The sequence below is a fragment of the Pyxidicoccus sp. M15 genome (genome assembly GCF_056858435.1).
In genome coordinates this window covers 2,534,050-2,551,269 of sequence record NZ_CM166495.1, presented here as the reverse complement: position 1 = coordinate 2,551,269, position 17,220 = coordinate 2,534,050, and the positions used below count along the sequence as shown (strand labels likewise).

Sequence of the window (17,220 nt, the reverse complement as noted above, 5' to 3'; positions counted from 1 at the left end):
GCTGGCTTCACCCAGGCGGTGAACTGAGCTTCGTCGTGCTGGAGGCTCAAGATAGCCAAGAGGTCCAGGCCCATGCGGCGCCGAGCTGAAGTGTAGAGACAGGAGCTTCCCTGCATCATCTTCCTCCTCGGGGACTCATTCCCATGCAAGCGAACCCCAGGGGGGAAAATGCGGCGAGTTTACGGGTGCATGCTGCTGTGGGCGCTGTGCTGCGCCGCGAGGGCGGTGGCCGGGGAAGTGCCACCAGACGACGCGCGGCTGCGGGAAGCGCAGGCGGCATATACCCAGGCGGTTGCGCTCCACCGTACCCGCCAGTACGCCGAGGCGGTGGTGCAGGGCGAACATGCGCTCGTGCTGCGAGAAGAGGCGCTCGGAGGGAGTCACCCCACCGTTGCCCAATCGCTCCACCACCTCGCCAGCCTCCATCAGGCCCAGGGCCGGTATGACCGGGCCGAGACGCTCTACGTCCGCGCGCTGGCCATCCGGGAAGCTGTCCCCGGCAGGAACCATCCCTCCGTCGCCCAATCACTCACCGCCCTTGCCGGCCTCTACAAGCTCCAGAGACTGTATGTCCGCGCCGAGCCTCTCTACGCCCGCGCGCTGGCCATCCAGGAGGCGGCGCTCGGCAGGCATCATCCCACCGTCGCCCAAGCGCTCAGCCACCTCGCCAGTCTCTACAAGGCCGAGAAACGATACGCCAAGGCCGAGCCTCTCTACACCCACGCGCTGGCCATCCGAGAGGCGGCGCTCGGTAGAAGTCATCCCGACGTCGCTATCTCTCTCAACAATCTCGCCGTCTTCTATGTGGAGCAGGAACTGTACGACCGGGCCGAGCCGCTCTACGCCCGCGCGCTGGCCATCCGGGAGGCCGCGCTCGGTAGAAACCACCCCACCGTCGCCGAGTCGCTCAACAGTCTCGCCAGCCTCTACCTGGCCCAGGAGAAGTATGGCCTGGCCGAGTCACTCTACGTTCGCGCACTCGCCATCCGGGAAGTAGCCCTCGGCAGGCGCCATCCCACCGTCGCCGCATCGCTCAACAACCTCGCCGTTCTCTACCAGTCCCAGGGGCGGTACAGCCGGGCCGCGCCCCTTCACGAGCGTGCGCTCGCCATCCGGGAAGCGGCGCTCAGCGGGAAACATCCCGCGGTCATCCAATCGCTCAACAACCTCGCCAGCCTCAGGCTGGCCCAGCATCGTTTCGGCGCGGCCGTTCCGCTGCTGGCTCGCGCTCTCGCCGCGTCCGAGCGGCGCCTGCGCCAGGAAGCGCTCGGCTTTTCCGAGGCGCGCCTGGAGGACTTCCTCCGGCTGCTGCGCATCGACGAGGAGCGCATCTATTCCCTGCTGCATGCGCATCCGGGCGACGCGAGCGTCCGGCGGCTGGCCCTGAGCACCGCCCTGCTCCTCAAAGGCCGCTCTGTCGAGGAGATGGCCGGCGTCTCCCGGGCTGTCTACCGGAGCCTCGGCGCGGAGGAGCGCGATACCTTCCTACGGCTGCGCGGACTGCGAACCCAACTGGCCAGCCTCTCGCTCCAGGGCCCCGGTCCGCTTCCACTGACCACCTACCAGCACCAGCTCAACGTGCTCGCCGAGCAAGCGGATGCCCTCGAGGCGTCCCTCGCCACGCGCTCGGCGCCCCTGCGCGCGCTGGCCGCGCTGCCAACTCCCACCCGTGTCGTCGACCGTGTCGCCGCGGCCCTGCCCCGGGACGGGGCCCTCGTCGAGCTCATCACCTACGTCGATTCCATCACCCACGAGCGCACCGCCTTCGAGTCCATCCTCCCCGGCAGCCCCAGGCGTCACTTTCGCTACCTGGCGCTGGTGCTCCTTCCCGACGCGAGCATTCGCACCGTGGACCTGGGTCCCGCCGAGCCCATTGATTCCGCCGCCTCGCGCCTGCGGGACGCCCTGGCCAACCGGGACGCCGCCTTCCTGGCGGACGCCCAGGCTCTCCACCAGCTCGCCTTCCAGCCCTTGCTCCCGCTGTTGGGGAAGGCACGCCATCTCTTCGTCTCGCCGGAGGGGCAGCTGGCCCTGGTGCCTTTCGCCGCCCTTCACGACGGGCAGCGGTTCCTCCTGGAGTCCTTCGACTTCACGTACCTCACCTCGGGCAAGGAGCTGCTGCCCCGCTCCCATCCGCCGGTCCCCGCCGCCTCCGTGGTCGTCATGGCCGCCCCGGACTTCAACAGCTCGCTCCCGGTCCCCCTTTCCTCTCCGGAAGAGGCTGGCGCGTGGGTGCCCGAGGCCCTGGCGCGTCGCGACTGGAACCTCGCTCCATTGCCAGGCACCCGCCAGGAGGCGGAAGCCATCCAACGACTGTTCCCCTGGGCGCGGCTCTTCCTGGGCCCGGAGGCCACCAAGCAGCGGCTGCTGCAGGTGCCCTCCCCCGGCATCCTCCACCTGGCCACCCATGGCTTCTTCCTGGAGAACGCTCCCGCGCTCCCTGGCTCACGCGCCGTCGGCAGCTTCGGCACGCTGGGGGAGTGGCCGCCGCCCCCGCTCCCCCTGGCTCCCCTGCTGCGCTCCGGCCTGCTCTTCGCGGGGGCAAATGCGTCGGCATCCTTCAGCGCCCCCTTGTCTCCACCGGATGTCGCGGTGGCGACCGCCCTGGAGCTGGGGGGCCTGGACCTGTGGGGCACCCAGCTGGTGGTTCTGTCCGCCTGTGACACCGGCCGTGGCGACATCAAGCCGGGCCAGGGCGTGTACGGGTTGCGCCGCGCACTGGTGATGGCGGGAGCCGAGACGGTGGTGATGAGCCTGTGGAAGGTGGATGACGACAGCACCCGGCAGTTGATGGAGGCCTACTACCGCGGGCTGCTCGCAGGCCAGGGCCGCACCACGGCCCTGCGAGAGGCCATGCTCCGGCTGCGGACCACCCGGCCCCATCCTCACCATTGGGCGCCGTTCATCGCACTGGGCCGGAACACTCCGCTTCGCGGGCTGGGGCCCCCCAGGACTTGAGTACGCAGGGCATCAGAGAAATGGGGGCAGAGGTGCACAGGGTGGCCAGCAGCGACTGCGGATGCGCCTGCGGGAGGTGTGGAGGCGGGCTCATCGCAGCAGTGGGCCTCTGCCCGGGGGTGGTAGCTTCCCGGCACCCATGCGCCCCCTGCACATCACCACGCCCCTCCTTCCGCACGACGCGCTCTCCGCGGCGCTCGGGAAGGCCGTGCTCCTCAAGCTGGAGAACCTTCAGCCCTCGGGCTCCTTCAAGCTGCGCGGCATCGGAAGGATGTGTCAGCGGGCGGTGGAGCAAGGTGCGCGCCGGCTCGTCTGTCCCTCCGGAGGAAACGCGGGCTTCGCCGCGGCGGTGGCAGGGCGGACCCTGGGCGTGCCGACCACCATCGTCGTCCCCCACTCCACGCCGGAGTCCGTGCGGCGGCAGATTGCCGCGCTCGGCGCCGAGCTCCTGGTGCACGGCACCGTCTGGGATGAGGCCAACGAGGAAGCCCTGCGCCTGTGCGGCGCGACGGAAGCGGCGTATGTGCCGCCGTTCGACCACCCGGACATCTGGGACGGCAACGCCACGCTCATCGACGAGGCGGTGGAGCAGGCCGCGGGTGGCTTCGACGTGGTGGTCTGCGCGGTGGGAGGCGGCGGGCTGATGTGCGGAGTGCTGGAGGGGCTCCACCGCCACAACCTCGCGCACGTGCCCGTCATCGCGGTGGAGACCGAGGGCGCGGCTTCGCTGCACGCGGCGGTCAAGGCTGGCGGGCTCGTCACCCTGCCGGCCATCACCACCATCGCCACCACGCTGGGAGCCCGGCGCGTGGCGCAGGCCGCGTTCGACTGGACTCGCCGCCACCCGGTGCACAGCGTCACGGTGAGCGATGCGCAGGCGCTCGACGCGTGCCTGCGTTTCGCCGATGACCTCCGCATCCTCGTCGAGCCCGCGTGCGGCGCCGCGCTCGCGGTGGCCTACCAGGGGCTCGACGTCCTCGCCCCGTATCGCCGGCCCCTCGTCGTCGTGTGCGGTGGGATTGCCGTGGACGTGTCGAAGCTCGGGGTATGGCGCGAAGAGCAGGCCCGCCGTCGTGCCCTCTCCACGGCTCAGTCCTCGCCTTGATTACCGAAGAGAGAGGGGTTGGCGGGAGGCGCGTCCTCCAAGAAAGGCGTCACCATCGCTTCGAGGACCTTCACCTCCCCTGAGATTCCAATATGAGAGGTCGCGGGGAGGATGACCAACCGCGCCGTGGGAACCTTCGTGAGCATCCCGGTTGCGGCCGCCTCCTCATCGCCTCCGCCCCGAAGCTTGAACATCGCCACCGCGTGTTCCAGCTTCACGCCATCCGCATCACCGACGATGACCATCGTCCTGGCTGGAATGGCGCGCATCTGGGCGTCGGTGATGTTCTGGTCGTTGCTGTTCAGCACCTTCATCTTCTCGACGTAGGCCTCGAACGCCTTGGGGTCCGCCGTGTGCTTCTTGAACGCGGCTTCGACTGGAGTCCCTGCAAACGCCTTGGCGCTCAGGCCCTCAATCGCCTTGGGCACCGTGGGGTACCAACCGTCCTTGCGATAGGTGGCGGACAGCGAGACGAGCTTGTTGACGAGCGTGGGGTGACGCAACGCCAGCTGCAGCGCCACCCCTCCCCCCTGGGAGTAGCCCATCACATCCGCGCGCTCCACCTTCAGGCCCTTCAACAATGCCGCGGCGTCATCGCCGAACTGCTCGTAGGACATCTTCCGCGACGTGTCCGCGGTTCGACCGTGGCCCTGCTGGTCAAAGACAATCACCGAGCGCTTCGCGGCGAAGGCCGCCACCCAGGGCTTCATCGAGTCGGTGGATAGGAAAGCCCCGGGAATCAACAGCAACGGAGCCGTCTTGGACTTGCCCAGCTCTCCGTACACTTCGTAGTAGAGCTTCAAGCCGTTGATGGGCATATGGCCACTGCGCGAAGGGCTCGGTCCTTGCGGCTTGGACGGTGGGGGCGACTCCGCAGCCCACGCCGTCACCCCCATGGCAACAAGTCCCAGCACCACCATTCGTTGAAGCATCCTGCTGGCCTCCTCGAAAGAGAGCGCACCGCTTATGCTCCAGCAGACACGGAGCGTCGACGACCCACTTCCGCCATGTAGAGCACTTCACATCCTTGCCGCGCTCGGAGGGCTGACGACAGCGGGGACAGTGGCGTCCACCTGCATGGCGCTTCCCGGCGGCACGCCATGCGGGCAGGCTGGGGCGCCATGAAAGCCCTGCACCGCAAAGACCTCCATGGATGGTCTCGCTTCGACGAGGCGCGCAACCTGGACTTCCACAGCGTCCTCTGGGTCCGCCCTGAAGGGAACGTGGTCTTCGACCCGCTCCCGCTGTCCACGCATGATGCCGCGCACCTGCGCTCGCTGGGTGGCGTGGCCTGGGTCGTGCTGACCAACTCGGAGCATGTGCGCGCCACGCGGGAGCTGGTCGCGGACTTCGGTGCGAAGGTCGCCGGCCCCCGCGCCGAGTCCGAGACCTTTCCCCTGAAATGCGACCGGTGGCTCGCCGACGGCGAGACGCTCGTCCCCGGCCTGGAGGCCCTGGAGCTGCACGGCTCCAAGACGCCCGGCGAGCTGGCCTTCGTCCTGGACGACACGACGCTGCTGACGGGAGACCTCCTTCGCGGCCAAATGGGCGGCCGGCTCAACCTCCTGCCGGACGCGAAGCTGAAGGACGCAGCCCGGGCGCGGGCCTCTGTCCGCGGGCTGCTGGCCAGGACGCGCATCGACACGGTGCTGGTGGGCGACGGCTGGCCGGTGTTCCTCCGCGGGCGCGCGGCACTGGAGGAGCTGGTGGCCGCGCTGCCCCAGGACGATTGAGCCTCCCCCCACGCTGCCCCTGCGCCGGACCGGATGTAGCGCGAGTCGAAACAGGACTCGAAGTGCTGATCGACGCGCCGCGCAGGGCACCGGGCTCAGCGCTCCGCTGGTGGCGGGCCGGTACACGTTCACCCTCAGCGCCTGCTCCGGAGTCGGGGGCCGAGGTCAGAGCGCGCGCTTCATGCCCTCGTGGCTCGCCTCGAAACGCAGGCGCGCGTAGAAGCGGTGGGCGTCGGCGCGGCGCTTGTCGGTGGTGAGCTGCATCAGGCCGCAGCCGCGCGCACGGGCGCGGGCCATCGCGTCCTCCATCAACTGCTCGCCGATGCGCTGGCCCCGCAGGTCCGCGCGCACTCGCACCGCTTCGACGAGCGCTCGCCGCATCCCGCCCCGGCTCAGGCCGGGGATGTACGTGAGCTGCAGCGTGGCGATGACCTCGCCCGCCAGCTCGCCCACGACGAGCTCGTTGTCGGGCGCGGCGGAAATCTCGTCGAAGGCGGCGCGCACGGCCGGGGTGGGCTCGGCGAGGTAGCCCGTGCGCGAGCGGGCGATGGCGTCATCGGCGAGCAGCGCGAGGATGGTGGGCAGGTCGGCGACTGTAGCGATGCGGAAGGTGACGGGGGCCATGGCCCCCATCTAGGCAAATGCCCGCCCGGGCGCCACCAGTCGTCGCGGCAGCCGCGCTACTGGAACGCGCGGATGGCCTTCACCAGCGCGGCGACGGACTCGTCGCGCACGTTGAGCGGCGGCATGAGGCGGAGCACCTCGGGGTCGTGCGAGCCACCCACCAGGATGCTCGACGCGAGCAGGTGCTTGCGCAGGTCCGACGCACGCGGCCCCACCCGCAGGCCGAGCAGCAGCCCCGCGCCGTGAATCTGCCGCACCACGCTCCCCTCCAGCTCGCGGCGCAGCAGCGCCTCCACCTGGAGCGCGCGCTCCATGAGCCGCTCGTCACGGACGATGTCCAGTGTGACGCTCAGCGCGGCGCACGCGAGCGGCCCGCCGCCGAAGGTGGAGCCCAGGTCTCCCGACTTCAGGCCCCGCGCCACCGCGGCCGTCATCAGCACCGCGCCCATGGGGACGCCGGAGGCCATGGCCTTGGCGCAGGTGATGAGGTCCGGCGTCACGCCGAAGCGCTGGGCCGCGAAGGGCGCCCCCGTGCGGCCGATGCCCGTCTGGATTTCGTCGAAGATGAGCAGCGTCCCGCTCGCGTCACACGCGCGGCGCAGGGCCTGGAGCCACTCGACATTCGCCGTGCGCACCCCGGCCATGGACTGGATGGGCTCCACGATGACCGCCGCCACGTCGGACAGGTCCGCCGACGCCAGCGCGGCCACGTCGTTGAAGGGCAGCACCCGCTTGGGCACCAGCAGGTCCGCCAGCGGCTGCGTCAGCTTCGGGTCGTCCGTGACGGAGAGCGCCAGCAGCGTGCGCCCGTGCCACCCGCCCTCGAAGGCGGCCAGCCGCTTCCGCCCCGTCAGCAGCAGCGCAATCTTCAGCGCGTTCTCGTTGGCCTCCGTACCCGAGTTGCAGAAGAAGACGGACGCCATGGCCTCGGGCGCGAAGGCCACCAGCTTCTCCGCGGCCGCGTCGCGCACCGGCAACGAGGCCGCCGTCGAATAGAAGAGGAGCGTGCGGGCCTGGGCCGCCACCGCTTCGGCCACCCGCGGGTGGGAGTGGCCGGTGGCGCAGACGCAGTGCCCTCCGTACCAGTCCAGATACGCCCTCCCCTGGTCGTCGTAGACGCGGTCCTCCTCGCCCCGGTGGATGGGAAACGGATAGGGCGCGTAGGTCGGAAGCAGGGCCGGAAGGCCGGGCTGGCTGGACATGGGAGTGGAACGAGCTCCTGGCGGTCACATCGCCGCGGTGAGAATGGGCGCGCATATTATGCAGACCCATTCGCAACACAAGTGACGACCTTCCTATGCTAGCAACCCGCATGTCCTCGTGCATATGCACTGCATGCGCCGGTCAGGACTCCTCGCGCGGGGGCATGGCGGCGATGGTGCCCTGGGCCACGGCCACCAGCGTCTCGCCCTTCTCGGAGAGGGCGAAGATGTCGCAGTGGCACACGGCCTGGCGCTTCCCCGCGTGCACCGCGCGGGCCCTGGCAATAAGGCGGAGGCCAACGGCCGGGCGGACGTAGTTGATCTTGAACTCCGACGTGACGACGGGCACCTGCATCGCGGTGCCGCCGGCGAACGTGAGGGCGTTGTCCGCCAGGTAGCTCAGCACGCCGCCATGGGCGAAGCCGTTCTGCTGGCGCAGTTCGTCCCTCAAGCGGAGCTCGAGCACGGCATCGCCCGGCGACAGATGCGTCAGCTCCGTCCCCAGCAACGTGCTGAAGGTCTGCTGTCCGAGCACTTCCCGACCGAGCTGCAACAGCGCATCCATGGGGTGTTCCTCTCGCGGCGACTCTAGAATCAGATTCTAGAATCCCGTTCTAATCAGCGGACACCGCCCGCGCAATTGCCCGTGGGGTATCCCACCCATGAAGTCCCTGTGATTCCGCGCACTTGCCCGGACGAAAAGCCCCGGAAAATTCGGAGTGTCGATCTCCCGGGCGCTCGTTCGTCATGAGGCAGGAAGCAGCGCAGTCCCGGGCCCTTCACAGAGACCTCATGCCATGCTGTTCCTGCCCTTCGACTTCATCTTTTGGATGAGCACGCTCGCACGGGAGGCGAGCCCCGCAATGAGCCTCGCGAAGAAGCTGAACCTCAAGGACGGCATGAAGACGCGCGTCGTCGGCAAGCCCGCGGGCGTGGACCTCGACGACGTGGTGACCACCGCCTCCGCGAAGGCGGAGGGCCTGCTCGTCTTCGTGAAGAACCTGGCCGAGGTGGACGCGAAGTGCGCGCCCCTCATCGAAGCCGCGAAGGCGGACCGCATCGCGTGGGTGGCGTACCCGAAGGCGGGGCAGCTGGACACGGACCTCAACCGGGACATCCTCTGGCGGCACCTGGAGAAGCAGGGCATCCAGGGCGTGCGTCAGGTGGCACTCGACTCCGTGTGGAGCGTCATGCGCTTCCGCCCCGGCAAGTGAGCGGTGTCCTCGCGCCTGAGGAAGTCGACGAGGGCGCGCAGCGGGGCGGGCAGCTGCCGGCGGCTCGGGTAGTAGAGATGGAAGCCGGGGAACTTCGGTGACCAGTCCTTGAGCACGCGCTTGAGCTGCCCCGCTTCAATCCAGGGGCGGACCTCTTCATCAATCAGGTAGGCCAGCCCCACGCCCTCGAGCGCGCCGCGCAGGGAGAGCTCCGTGTCGTTGACGATGAGCGGCCCGTCGACGGCGACCTCGAACTCGCGGCCGTCCTTCTCGAACTCCCAGCGGTACAGGGTGCCGTTGGTCGCCCAGCGCCAGTTGATGCAGCGGTGCTTGTGCAGGTCTCGCGGCGTCTTCGGCACGCCGTGGCGCGCGAAGTACTCGGGTGAGCCCACCGCCGCCATCTCCAGCGCCCCGCCGAGCTTCACCGCCACCATGTCCTTCGCCAGGCTCTCCCCCAGCCGGATGCCCGCGTCGAAGCGGCCGGCGACGATGTCCGTCAGCGCGTCCTCCACCGTGATGTCGAGGACGATGTCCGGATAGGCGGCGTTGAAGCGGCCGAACAGCGGCCCCAGGAACCGCGCGGCGGCGATGCGGGGCGCGTTGATGCGCAGGCTCCCGGACGGCACGCCGCGCGACTCGCGGACCTCGGCGACGGCCGAGTCCAGCTCGGACATGGACGGCAGCACCCGCTCCAGGAGCCGCTCGCCCGCCTTGCTGAGCGCCACGCTGCGCGTCGTCCGGTTCAGCAGGCGCGCACCGAGCCGCTCCTCGAGCTGACGGATGGTCTGGCTGAGCGCCGACGGGGAGACGCGCAGGTGCGCCGCGGCCCGCGAGAAGCTCTTGTGCTCGGCGACCGCGACGAAGGCGGTGAGCTCGGCGTATTCGCTGCCCCGCATTCTGTACCTCCTGCTTCAAAGGCCCTGTGGATTCTGCCCCATGCTCTAAAAAGCCGCGCGCCCCATTCTTCCCGCCATGAAGCAGCCGCGTGGCGCGGCTGCCCTTCGGGAGGTCGTCATGAACGCGAAGCTTTCCCTGGACACGTATCGCCTGCTGGGCCGCTCCGGCCTGCGCGTCTCGCCCCTGTCGCTGGGGACGATGACGTTCGGCTCCGACTGGGGCTGGGGCGCGAACGAGGCGGAGTCGCGCCGCATCTTCGACGCCTACGTCGACCGCGGCGGCAACTTCATCGACACCGCGAGCAACTACACCAATGGTACCTCGGAGAAGCTGGTGGGCACCTTCGCCGCCGAGAAGCGCGAGCGGCTGGTGCTGGCCACCAAGTACACCCTGCTGAACCGGCCGGGAGACCCGAACTCGGGCGGCAACCACCGCAAGAACATGGTCCGCACCGTGGAGCAGAGCCTGACGCGGCTCGGGACGGACTACCTCGACCTGCTCTACCTCCATGCCTGGGACGGCACGACGCCGGTGGAGGAAGTCCTCCGTGCCATGGACGACCTCGTGCGCGCCGGCAAGGTGCTCTACCTGGGCATCTCCGATACACCGGCATGGCAGGTGGCGCGCATGCAGGCCATCGCGGACCTGCGCGGCTGGGCGCCCCTCGTCGCGCTGCAAATCGAGTACAGCCTCGCCCAGCGCACGGTGGAGCGGGAATTGATTCCCATGGCGAGGGAGATGGGCCTGGGCGTCACGCCCTGGTCGCCGCTGGGCAGCGGGGTGCTGACGGGCAAGTACACGAAGGAGGACCTCGACGGCGGCGGAGCGACCAGCGTGGTGGGGACGCGCAGGGGCGTGGCCGTGGCCAATGGCACCCTCACCGCGCGCAGCCTCGCCATCGCCGAGGTGGTGAAGGACGTGGCGAAGAAGCTGGAGCGCACGCCCGCGCAGGTGGCGCTCGCGTGGACCCTCCAGAACCCCGCCGTCACCGCGCCCATCATCGGCGTGAGGACCTTCAGCCAACTGGAGGACAACCTTGCTGCCCTGGAGGTCGAGCTGCCGGCGGATGCGCTCGTGCGGCTGCACGAAGCCAGCGCCGTCGAGCTGGGCTTCCCACACGACTTCCTCCAGTCGCCGCTGATTCGCACCGTGATTTTCGGGGACGTGAAGCTCTCGCCGCGTGTGTGAGGAGCACGGCGCGGGTGGGACGTCATTCCCGGCCTTGAACTGGAGGCCGGGGCTGCGTAAGTCGAGCGCCGTGACGGCCACCGAGACGCAGCGCGCGATTCACGCGGTCTGGAGAATCGAATCGGCCCGGCTCATCGCCGGCCTCACGCGCTTCGTGCGCGACGTCGGCCGGGCGGAGGAGCTGGCGCAGGACGCGCTCGTCTCCGCGCTGGAGCAATGGCCGAAGTCCGGCGTCCCGACGAACCCGGGCGCCTGGCTCATGGCCACCGCGAAGCACCGCGCCATCGACGAAATCCGCCGCAACCAGCGGCTGGAGCGCAAGCACGAGGAGCTGGGCCACGAGCTGCAGGCTCAGCAGGAGCAGTCCACGCCGGACCTGGACGCGGCGCTCGACGACGACGTGGGCGACGACCTCTTGCGCCTCGTCTTCACCGCGTGCCACCCGGTGCTCTCGTCCGAGGCGCGCGTCGCCCTCACGCTGCGGCTGCTCGGGGGCCTCACGACGGACGAAATCGCCCGGGCCTTCCTCGTCCCGGAGCCCACCGTCGCCCAGCGCATCGTCCGGGCCAAGCGCACGCTCGCCGAGGCGAAGGTGCCCTTCGAGGTGCCGCGCGGGCCGGAGCTGGCCGAGCGGCTGTCGTCGGTGCTGGGCGTCATCTACCTCATCTTCAACGAGGGCTACTCCGCCACCGCCGGGGATGACTGGATGCGGCCGGAGCTGTGCCAGGACGCGCTCCGCCTGGGCCGCATCCTCGCGGGGCTCGCCCCCAACGAGCCGGAGGTCCACGGCCTCGTCGCGATGATGGAAATCCAGGCGTCGCGGATGCGGGCTCGCACCGGCCCGACAGGGGAGCCCATCCTCCTCCTGGACCAGAACCGCGCCCTCTGGGACCAGCTGCTCATCCGCCGCGGGCTGGCGGCGCTGGACCGCGCGGAGCAGACCGGCGGCTCCCGGGGCCCGTACATGCTGCAGGCCGCCATCGCCGCGTGCCACGCGCGGGCGCGCACGCCGGAGGCGACGGACTGGGCGCGCATCGCCGGGCTCTACGGCGAGCTGGTCCAGCTCATGCCCTCCCCCGTCGTCGAGCTGAACCGCGCCGTCGCCATCTCCATGGCCTTCGGTCCGGCGGAGGGGCTGAAGCTCGTCGATGCGCTGCTGTCGGAGCCCTCGCTCAGGAGCTACCACCTGCTGCCGAGCGTGCGCGGAGACCTGCTCTCGAAGCTCGCCCGCTTCGACGAGGCCCGGAAGGAGTTCGAGCGCGCCGCCTCGCTCACGCGCAACGCGCGCGAGCGCAAGCTGCTGCTGGAGCGCGCCAAGGCCTGCGCCGAGTCCTCCCGGGCGCGGCACTAGGCGCGCGCGCGGGCGGGCCACGGCTGGGCGCGCATGCCCGCGGCCCAGTTGTCGTTGCGGCCGTCCCAGTAACGGACGGTCAGCTCGCTCAGGTCCACGTCATCCAGGCAGTTGACGTAGACGGAGCGGAAGTCGCCGCCGATTTCCGCCACGTGGCCGCCGCCGAAGACCTGGACGCCGCACTTCTTGCAGAAGGCGCGGTAGTTGGGGCTGTTCCCCTCGCTGTACCGGCCCACGCTCTCCTCGCTGGACAGCAGGCGGAAGGCGCTCGGCTTCACCACGGCGCTCGTGGCCCCCACCTTGGTGCAGATGGTGCAGTTGCAGCGGCTGACGGGCGCGGTGAGGTCCAGCTCGGCCTCGAAGCGCACGGCGCCGCACCGGCAGCCGCCCGCGTGGGTCTTCAGGTTGCTGGAGGTCTTCTGGGTCTGGGTCTCGCTCATGGCGGTTTCTCCTGTGCGGCGTGAAGGACAGGAAGAGTTCTAGGCCTCGGCAGTGACAGCCTTATGTCAGGTTTCACCGGAGGGGAGCGCGTAGTCGAATTCGTAGAAGTGCTTCCCCTCGGTGATGACGATTTTCATGGCGCCGGACAGCCCCACCAGCTGCCCCGTGCCGGAGTCCGGCACCACGGTGAGGGTGAGCTGCGTCGCGCCCCGCGTCATCGTCCCCGAATGCTGGAGGGCGAAGGTGCCGGTCCGCCCGTGCAGGGTGCCCGTGACGCGCTCCATCGCCACGTACCCGCCCGAGTTCTCGACGGAGGTATCCGCGGACATCATCTGGCCCTTGCTGGTGGCCTGCAGGTCGCCGTGGAACCGCTTGTCGAGCGTCAGGCGGTGGATGCCCGCCTCCCCGAGCCCCTCGTCCGGGGTCATGGGGGTCAGCTTGACGTCGAAGGGGCCGCTCGCATGCTTCGTCATGAGGTCTTCGCTCCTTGAATGGCCCGTGAGATACGCCTCCGCGCCGGGCTGCGATTGCAAAAACGCGACACGTGCCCAGAATGCCGGACGGTGAGCCGCCCCCGCCTCGACGCCCCTCGTGGCGTCCTCCAGCGCCGCGCCCCCGAGGGCCGGATTGCCCATGAGCGCTTCGCGCCCTCCCCTGCCCTGGAGCCCTTCGTCCAGCACTTCTGGACGGTGCGGTGGGACTTGCGCGGCGAACCCCCCGTCCTGGCGGAGACGCTGCCGCACCCGTGCGTGCACCTGGTGTTCGAGCGGGGACGCGCTCGGGTGCTGGGCGTGCAGACGGCGCGCAGGTTCCGGCGGTACCTGCGCGGCCAGGACCGCGTCTTCGGCATCAAGTTCCGCCCGGCGGCCTTCCAGCCCTTCCTCGGCGCGCCCCTCTCGCGCATCACCGACCGGGGGCTGAGCCTGCGCACGGTGTTCGGCCCGGAGGCCCATGCGCTGCGGGACGCCATCCTCGGGGAGCCGGACCCGCGCAGGTGCGCGGCGCTCGCGGAGGACTTCCTCTGCAAGCGGCTGCCACCGCTGCCCGAGGAGACGGCCCGGCTGAGGGACCTGGTGGAGCGGCTCGCCGCGGACCCGAGCATCCTGCGCATGGAGCACGTCGCCGCGCTCGCGGGGATGGAGCCGCGCAAGCTGCAGCGCCGCTTCGACGCGGCCGTGGGCGTGAGCCCCAAGTGGGTCATCCAGCGCTACCGGCTGCACGAGGCCGCGGAGCGGCTCGCCCGGGAAGACGCGCCGGACATGGCGGGCCTCGCGCTGGAGCTGGGGTACTTCGACCAGTCGCACTTCATCCGCGACTTCAAGGCCGTGGTGGGCCGCTCGCCGGCCCGGTACGTCGCGGAAGCGCGGGCGAGCAGGCCGAACCCGAGGCGCCAGACGCGGCGAGCCGTGACACGACGCTGACGGCGCGGGGCGCTGAGCCACCCCCTGGCGTCGTGCTCAGGCCGCCTCCTGGCTGTCCTTGACGAGCAGCGCCAGGTAGCGGCTGAAGCGGAGGGTGCCGAGCGCGGCCAGCTCGCGCTCCAGCTCCTCGCGACGCCAGTGGAGGTTGGCACACTGGCGCCGGGTCGCGACGAGCTCCAGGTCCAGCACGTCCAGGCTCACACTCCGGGACTTCAGCTCCAGGGCGAGCTGCTCGCGCTCCTGTTCGAATCCACCGGAGACCTCGGGCGCCGAGCGCCAGAGCCCCTCGACCGCCGCGCTCTCCTCGCGGCGCACGGCCGCACGCTGCTCGGCGAAGCGGGCCGCCAGCGCCTCCGTCCGCTTGCCGTGCTCCTCCCGGAGCTGCCTCAGCTCCTGCTCCAGTTGGAGGCGCCGCGTGGCCCAGTTCGTCTCGAGGTGCATCTTCCGCGCTTCGGGCAGCTCCCGCGGCATCGTCTTGCGCGCCTCCGCTTCCAGGCCCGCGCGCCACTCGAGCAACATGGCCTTCTGCGCGGAGCTGAGCTTCGAGATGCCCGCCAGGCGACGGGCAGTGATATCCGCCGCCGACCGCAGGCCTCGGCTGCGCAACCGGCTAAGCAGCTTCGGAGTCGCGTTGAAGCCGTGACGGCTCGCCGCCTCGAGCTTCACGCCCTGAAGCACCTCGGTCAGGTGCCGCGTCTGGAGCCCCTGGAGCGCCACCTCCTGAGCGTGCGCGGCGGTGGAGAAGCTGAGCAGCTGCGCCTCGAGCTCCGCCACCCGGGGACGCAGCTCCGACTCCAGCGCCTGCCGGGCCTCGTCTTCCAGGGCATCCAGTTCGCGCTGCTTCTCGACGAACCGGGTGAGCGCGGACGCATGCGTGGCACGGACCTGATGAAGGGACGTGTCGCGCCGACGCCGCAGCGCCTCCAGGCCGGCCAGGAGCCGCTCGCTCCGGGTGCGCACCTCCTGCTCGCGATGGGCGCGCCTCTCCAGCAACTGATGGACCCGGGCCTCGGTTTCCGCCAGCTCCCCCTGCGTCGTGGCCAGCGACGCCTGGAGCTCCCCGCGCCGCTTCAGGGCGCCCTGCCGCAGGAACGCGGAGCGCGCCCACACCCACCCCAGGCCTCCCGTGAGGCCCAGCCCCACCCACCACGCCGGAGACAGTGCCACTGCGAGGACGGCGGACAGACCGCCCGCGAGCAGGATGCCGTTGGCCACCTGGCGGTCCTCCAGCGGCACCGGGCCGAGCACCTGCGGCGGGGCCGCGGGTGCGGGGACCATGAAGCGCGACACCTCGTGCGCGGCGATGGGCACCGGCAGCGCGGGGACCGCCCTCCCCGAGGGCAGCGCCGCCTTCGCCGCGCTTCGCGGGCCCACCGTGGCAGCAGGCACCTGGAGGCCGGCGAGGGCCGGCACGTCCAGGGGAGGCACTTCATGTGGAGGGCGCGTCAGAAGCGAGTCCAGCAGGAAGGACGCCACCGCCCTCACGCGCTCGTGGGGGGAGGACAGCAGGGCCTGGAACAGCGGGGAGCGCTGGCGCTCGACGAAGTCCTTCTTGCGGAACAGCAGGCAGTCATCACCGCCCTGGAACCGCGCCCAGAGCGCGGGCTCGTGGGCCAGGGCGACGAGGGAGGTCCACACCACCCAGGCGGAGAAGTGGTCCAGCCGCTCGTCGAAGAAGTCCGGGGCGCGGTCCGGGTGCTGGTAGTTGGCGTGCCCGCGCTCGTGGCTCCGGCGCCCGGCGAGGGCGGGGACGAACATGCCGTCGTAGTCCACCAGCCGGAGCCCTTCGGGAGCGATGACGACGTTGCCGTGCTGGAGGTCCCCGTGGGCCACCCGCGTGCGCCGCAGCTCCCCTTGCAGCTCCACCCAGGCGGTGGCCAGGTTGAACAGCGCCCTGGGCGACGCGTGGTGCTTGTCGACGTGGCGGGCCAGGGAATCGCCCTGGACCCACTCCATCTTCACGACGGGGAACCAGTCCCCGTGCACCTGGATGCCCCGGTCGATGAAGGCGACGTCCACGGCACACGGCATCCGATTCGTTGCCAGGTGCTGGATGATTTCCGCGTAGCGCGCCGGCTGGTCGGGCTGGATGGGGCGGGTGAAGCAGCGCACCGCGAAGGACCGCTCGCCCTGGTTCAGCCTGTAGACGGTGGCGAAGTTCCCCGCGCGAGGCCGGGGCAGTCCCGCCAGGGCCCCGGCCTCCACCGTCTCCGGCACGGCGGCCTGGAGCTCCGGGTCAGAGAAGGCCTGACGCGGGTTCTGGATGGCCGCCTGGTAGTCGCTGTCGGAAGGGAGCTTCACTCACGGCTCCACGGAGAGCTGGAGGAGCGTCACGTCATCGTTGCGGATGGCCTTGCGAGCGCGCAGTCCGTCGATGAGGGCCTCGAACGCGACCCTGCCCTCTCCCGACAGCGAGCCGGGAAGCTCCGTCCAGGGGGCCTGTCCGCGCTCGTGCTCCGCGAGGAACCAGCACGCCAGCGCGTCCGTCATCAGGAAGAGCGTGTCGCCGTCCCGCAGGTCTCCCGAGGCCACCTTCACCTGCGCGCCCACGCGCCCGTTCTGGTGGGCATGCGTGGAGAGGAGGAACGGGGTGGAGCCGAACGCGGCGGACTGCTCCAGGGGGAAGCTGCGCAGGAGCCCGCCCCGCCGGAGCTGGAAGAGACACGAGTCCCCCACCGCGAGCGCCTCCCACGCGCCGGGGCCGTCCGCCGTGGGCCGCGCCAGGAGCCGCACGCCCAGGAGCGTGGCGAAGGCGCCCTCGCGGAGCTTCTCCTCCGCGTACCAGGGGAGCGACTTTCCGCCGACGTGCGCGTGCCACTGACGCTGGAGCTCGGGGAGGACGGCGAGGAGCCCCGCCGCGTCGGAGATTTCGCCGCGCGCGAAGGCTCCCGCCAGCAGCCGGGCCCAGAAGCCGGAGAAGAGGCTCTCCGTCGCGCCATCCGCCACGACCGCGAGGAGCAGCGCGGCTTCAGAGGCGCCCGCGGCTTCGGAGGCGCCCAGGCCTTCGGGAGCGAACGCATCCTCGTTCTCGGAGGGCTGGTTGCCCGCCTTCTGCAGCGAAACGGCTTCGAGACGGATGCGCACGA

At 70.4% G+C, this 17,220-nt stretch carries 16 protein-coding genes; 7 read left to right on the top strand and 9 right to left on the bottom strand.

What is annotated here, in order from left to right:
* Positions 1 to 189 precede the first annotated feature (189 nt).
* Positions 190 to 2,958 carry a CHAT domain-containing protein gene (locus ACX9TP_RS10265; protein WP_482979544.1) on the top strand — a complete coding sequence of 923 codons (2,769 nt, stop codon included), beginning with the start codon at positions 190 to 192 and terminating at the stop codon, positions 2,956 to 2,958.
* A 139-nt stretch (positions 2,959 to 3,097) separates the two neighbouring features.
* Positions 3,098 to 4,063: a pyridoxal-phosphate dependent enzyme gene (locus ACX9TP_RS10260; protein ID WP_482979543.1), complete on the top strand. Its 966-nt coding sequence runs from the start codon at positions 3,098 to 3,100 to the stop codon at positions 4,061 to 4,063.
* On the opposite strand, the gene ACX9TP_RS10255 is transcribed toward ACX9TP_RS10260, so the two are convergent.
* A complete protein-coding gene (locus ACX9TP_RS10255) occupies positions 4,048 to 4,983 on the bottom strand; it encodes an alpha/beta fold hydrolase (protein ID WP_482979542.1) in 936 nt (311 codons plus the stop codon). The genes ACX9TP_RS10260 and ACX9TP_RS10255 overlap by 16 nt on opposite strands.
* A gap of 201 nt (positions 4,984 to 5,184) precedes the next feature.
* Between ACX9TP_RS10255 and ACX9TP_RS10250 the strand changes: the two genes are divergently transcribed.
* Positions 5,185 to 5,796 carry an MBL fold metallo-hydrolase gene (locus ACX9TP_RS10250; protein WP_482979541.1) on the top strand — a complete coding sequence of 204 codons (612 nt, stop codon included), beginning with the start codon at positions 5,185 to 5,187 and terminating at the stop codon, positions 5,794 to 5,796.
* A 165-nt stretch (positions 5,797 to 5,961) separates the two neighbouring features.
* Here the strand turns inward: ACX9TP_RS10250 and ACX9TP_RS10245 are convergent, their stop codons facing one another.
* The 3 genes from ACX9TP_RS10245 to ACX9TP_RS10235 form a co-directional block, all read right to left on the bottom strand.
* On the bottom strand, positions 5,962 to 6,420 hold the full coding sequence (locus tag ACX9TP_RS10245) for a GNAT family N-acetyltransferase (RefSeq protein ID WP_482979540.1): 459 nt from the start codon (positions 6,418 to 6,420) through the stop codon (positions 5,962 to 5,964).
* A gap of 56 nt (positions 6,421 to 6,476) precedes the next feature.
* Positions 6,477 to 7,622 carry an aspartate aminotransferase family protein gene (locus ACX9TP_RS10240; protein WP_482979539.1) on the bottom strand — a complete coding sequence of 382 codons (1,146 nt, stop codon included), beginning with the start codon at positions 7,620 to 7,622 and terminating at the stop codon, positions 6,477 to 6,479.
* A 142-nt stretch (positions 7,623 to 7,764) separates the two neighbouring features.
* Complete coding sequence (locus ACX9TP_RS10235) at positions 7,765 to 8,187, bottom strand: PaaI family thioesterase (RefSeq protein WP_482979538.1); 423 nt, start codon at positions 8,185 to 8,187, stop codon at positions 7,765 to 7,767.
* A gap of 232 nt (positions 8,188 to 8,419) precedes the next feature.
* On the opposite strand from ACX9TP_RS10235, the gene ACX9TP_RS10230 reads away from it, so the two are divergent.
* Complete coding sequence (locus tag ACX9TP_RS10230) at positions 8,420 to 8,836, top strand: hypothetical protein (protein ID WP_482979537.1); 417 nt, start codon at positions 8,420 to 8,422, stop codon at positions 8,834 to 8,836.
* Here the strand turns inward: ACX9TP_RS10230 and ACX9TP_RS10225 are convergent.
* Positions 8,782 to 9,732: a LysR family transcriptional regulator gene (locus tag ACX9TP_RS10225; RefSeq protein WP_482979536.1), complete on the bottom strand. Its 951-nt coding sequence runs from the start codon at positions 9,730 to 9,732 to the stop codon at positions 8,782 to 8,784. The two genes, ACX9TP_RS10230 and ACX9TP_RS10225, sit on opposite strands and share 55 nt — an antisense overlap.
* A 118-nt stretch (positions 9,733 to 9,850) precedes the next feature.
* Here ACX9TP_RS10225 and ACX9TP_RS10220 point away from each other — a divergent pair, with 118 nt between their 5' ends.
* The gene (locus ACX9TP_RS10220; protein ID WP_482979535.1) at positions 9,851 to 10,921 is read left to right on the top strand and encodes an aldo/keto reductase; all 1,071 of its coding nucleotides are present in this window, start codon (positions 9,851 to 9,853) and stop codon (positions 10,919 to 10,921) included.
* 70 nt (positions 10,922 to 10,991) lie between these two features.
* On the top strand, positions 10,992 to 12,272 hold the full coding sequence (locus tag ACX9TP_RS10215; RefSeq protein WP_482979534.1) for an RNA polymerase sigma factor: 1,281 nt from the start codon (positions 10,992 to 10,994) through the stop codon (positions 12,270 to 12,272).
* On the opposite strand, the gene ACX9TP_RS10210 is transcribed toward ACX9TP_RS10215, so the two are convergent.
* Positions 12,269 to 12,712 (bottom strand): GFA family protein, encoded by a 444-nt coding sequence (locus tag ACX9TP_RS10210; RefSeq protein WP_482979533.1) that lies wholly within the window; start codon positions 12,710 to 12,712, stop codon positions 12,269 to 12,271. The genes ACX9TP_RS10215 and ACX9TP_RS10210 overlap by 4 nt on opposite strands.
* Positions 12,713 to 12,778: 66 nt before the next feature.
* On the bottom strand, positions 12,779 to 13,186 hold the full coding sequence (locus ACX9TP_RS10205) for a DUF3224 domain-containing protein (protein ID WP_482979532.1): 408 nt from the start codon (positions 13,184 to 13,186) through the stop codon (positions 12,779 to 12,781).
* 90 nt (positions 13,187 to 13,276) lie between these two features.
* On the opposite strand from ACX9TP_RS10205, the gene ACX9TP_RS10200 reads away from it, so the two are divergent.
* Positions 13,277 to 14,134 (top strand): DUF6597 domain-containing transcriptional factor, encoded by an 858-nt coding sequence (locus tag ACX9TP_RS10200; RefSeq protein ID WP_482979531.1) that lies wholly within the window; start codon positions 13,277 to 13,279, stop codon positions 14,132 to 14,134.
* Between the two features lie 36 nt (positions 14,135 to 14,170).
* Here the strand turns inward: ACX9TP_RS10200 and ACX9TP_RS10195 are convergent, their stop codons facing one another.
* Together ACX9TP_RS10195 and ACX9TP_RS10190 are read right to left on the bottom strand one after the other, a co-directional pair.
* On the bottom strand, positions 14,171 to 16,435 hold the full coding sequence (locus ACX9TP_RS10195) for a protein kinase family protein (protein WP_482979530.1): 2,265 nt from the start codon (positions 16,433 to 16,435) through the stop codon (positions 14,171 to 14,173).
* Positions 16,436 to 17,218 carry a protein phosphatase 2C domain-containing protein gene (locus ACX9TP_RS10190; RefSeq protein WP_482979529.1) on the bottom strand — a complete coding sequence of 261 codons (783 nt, stop codon included), beginning with the start codon at positions 17,216 to 17,218 and terminating at the stop codon, positions 16,436 to 16,438.
* Positions 17,219 to 17,220 lie beyond the last annotated feature (2 nt).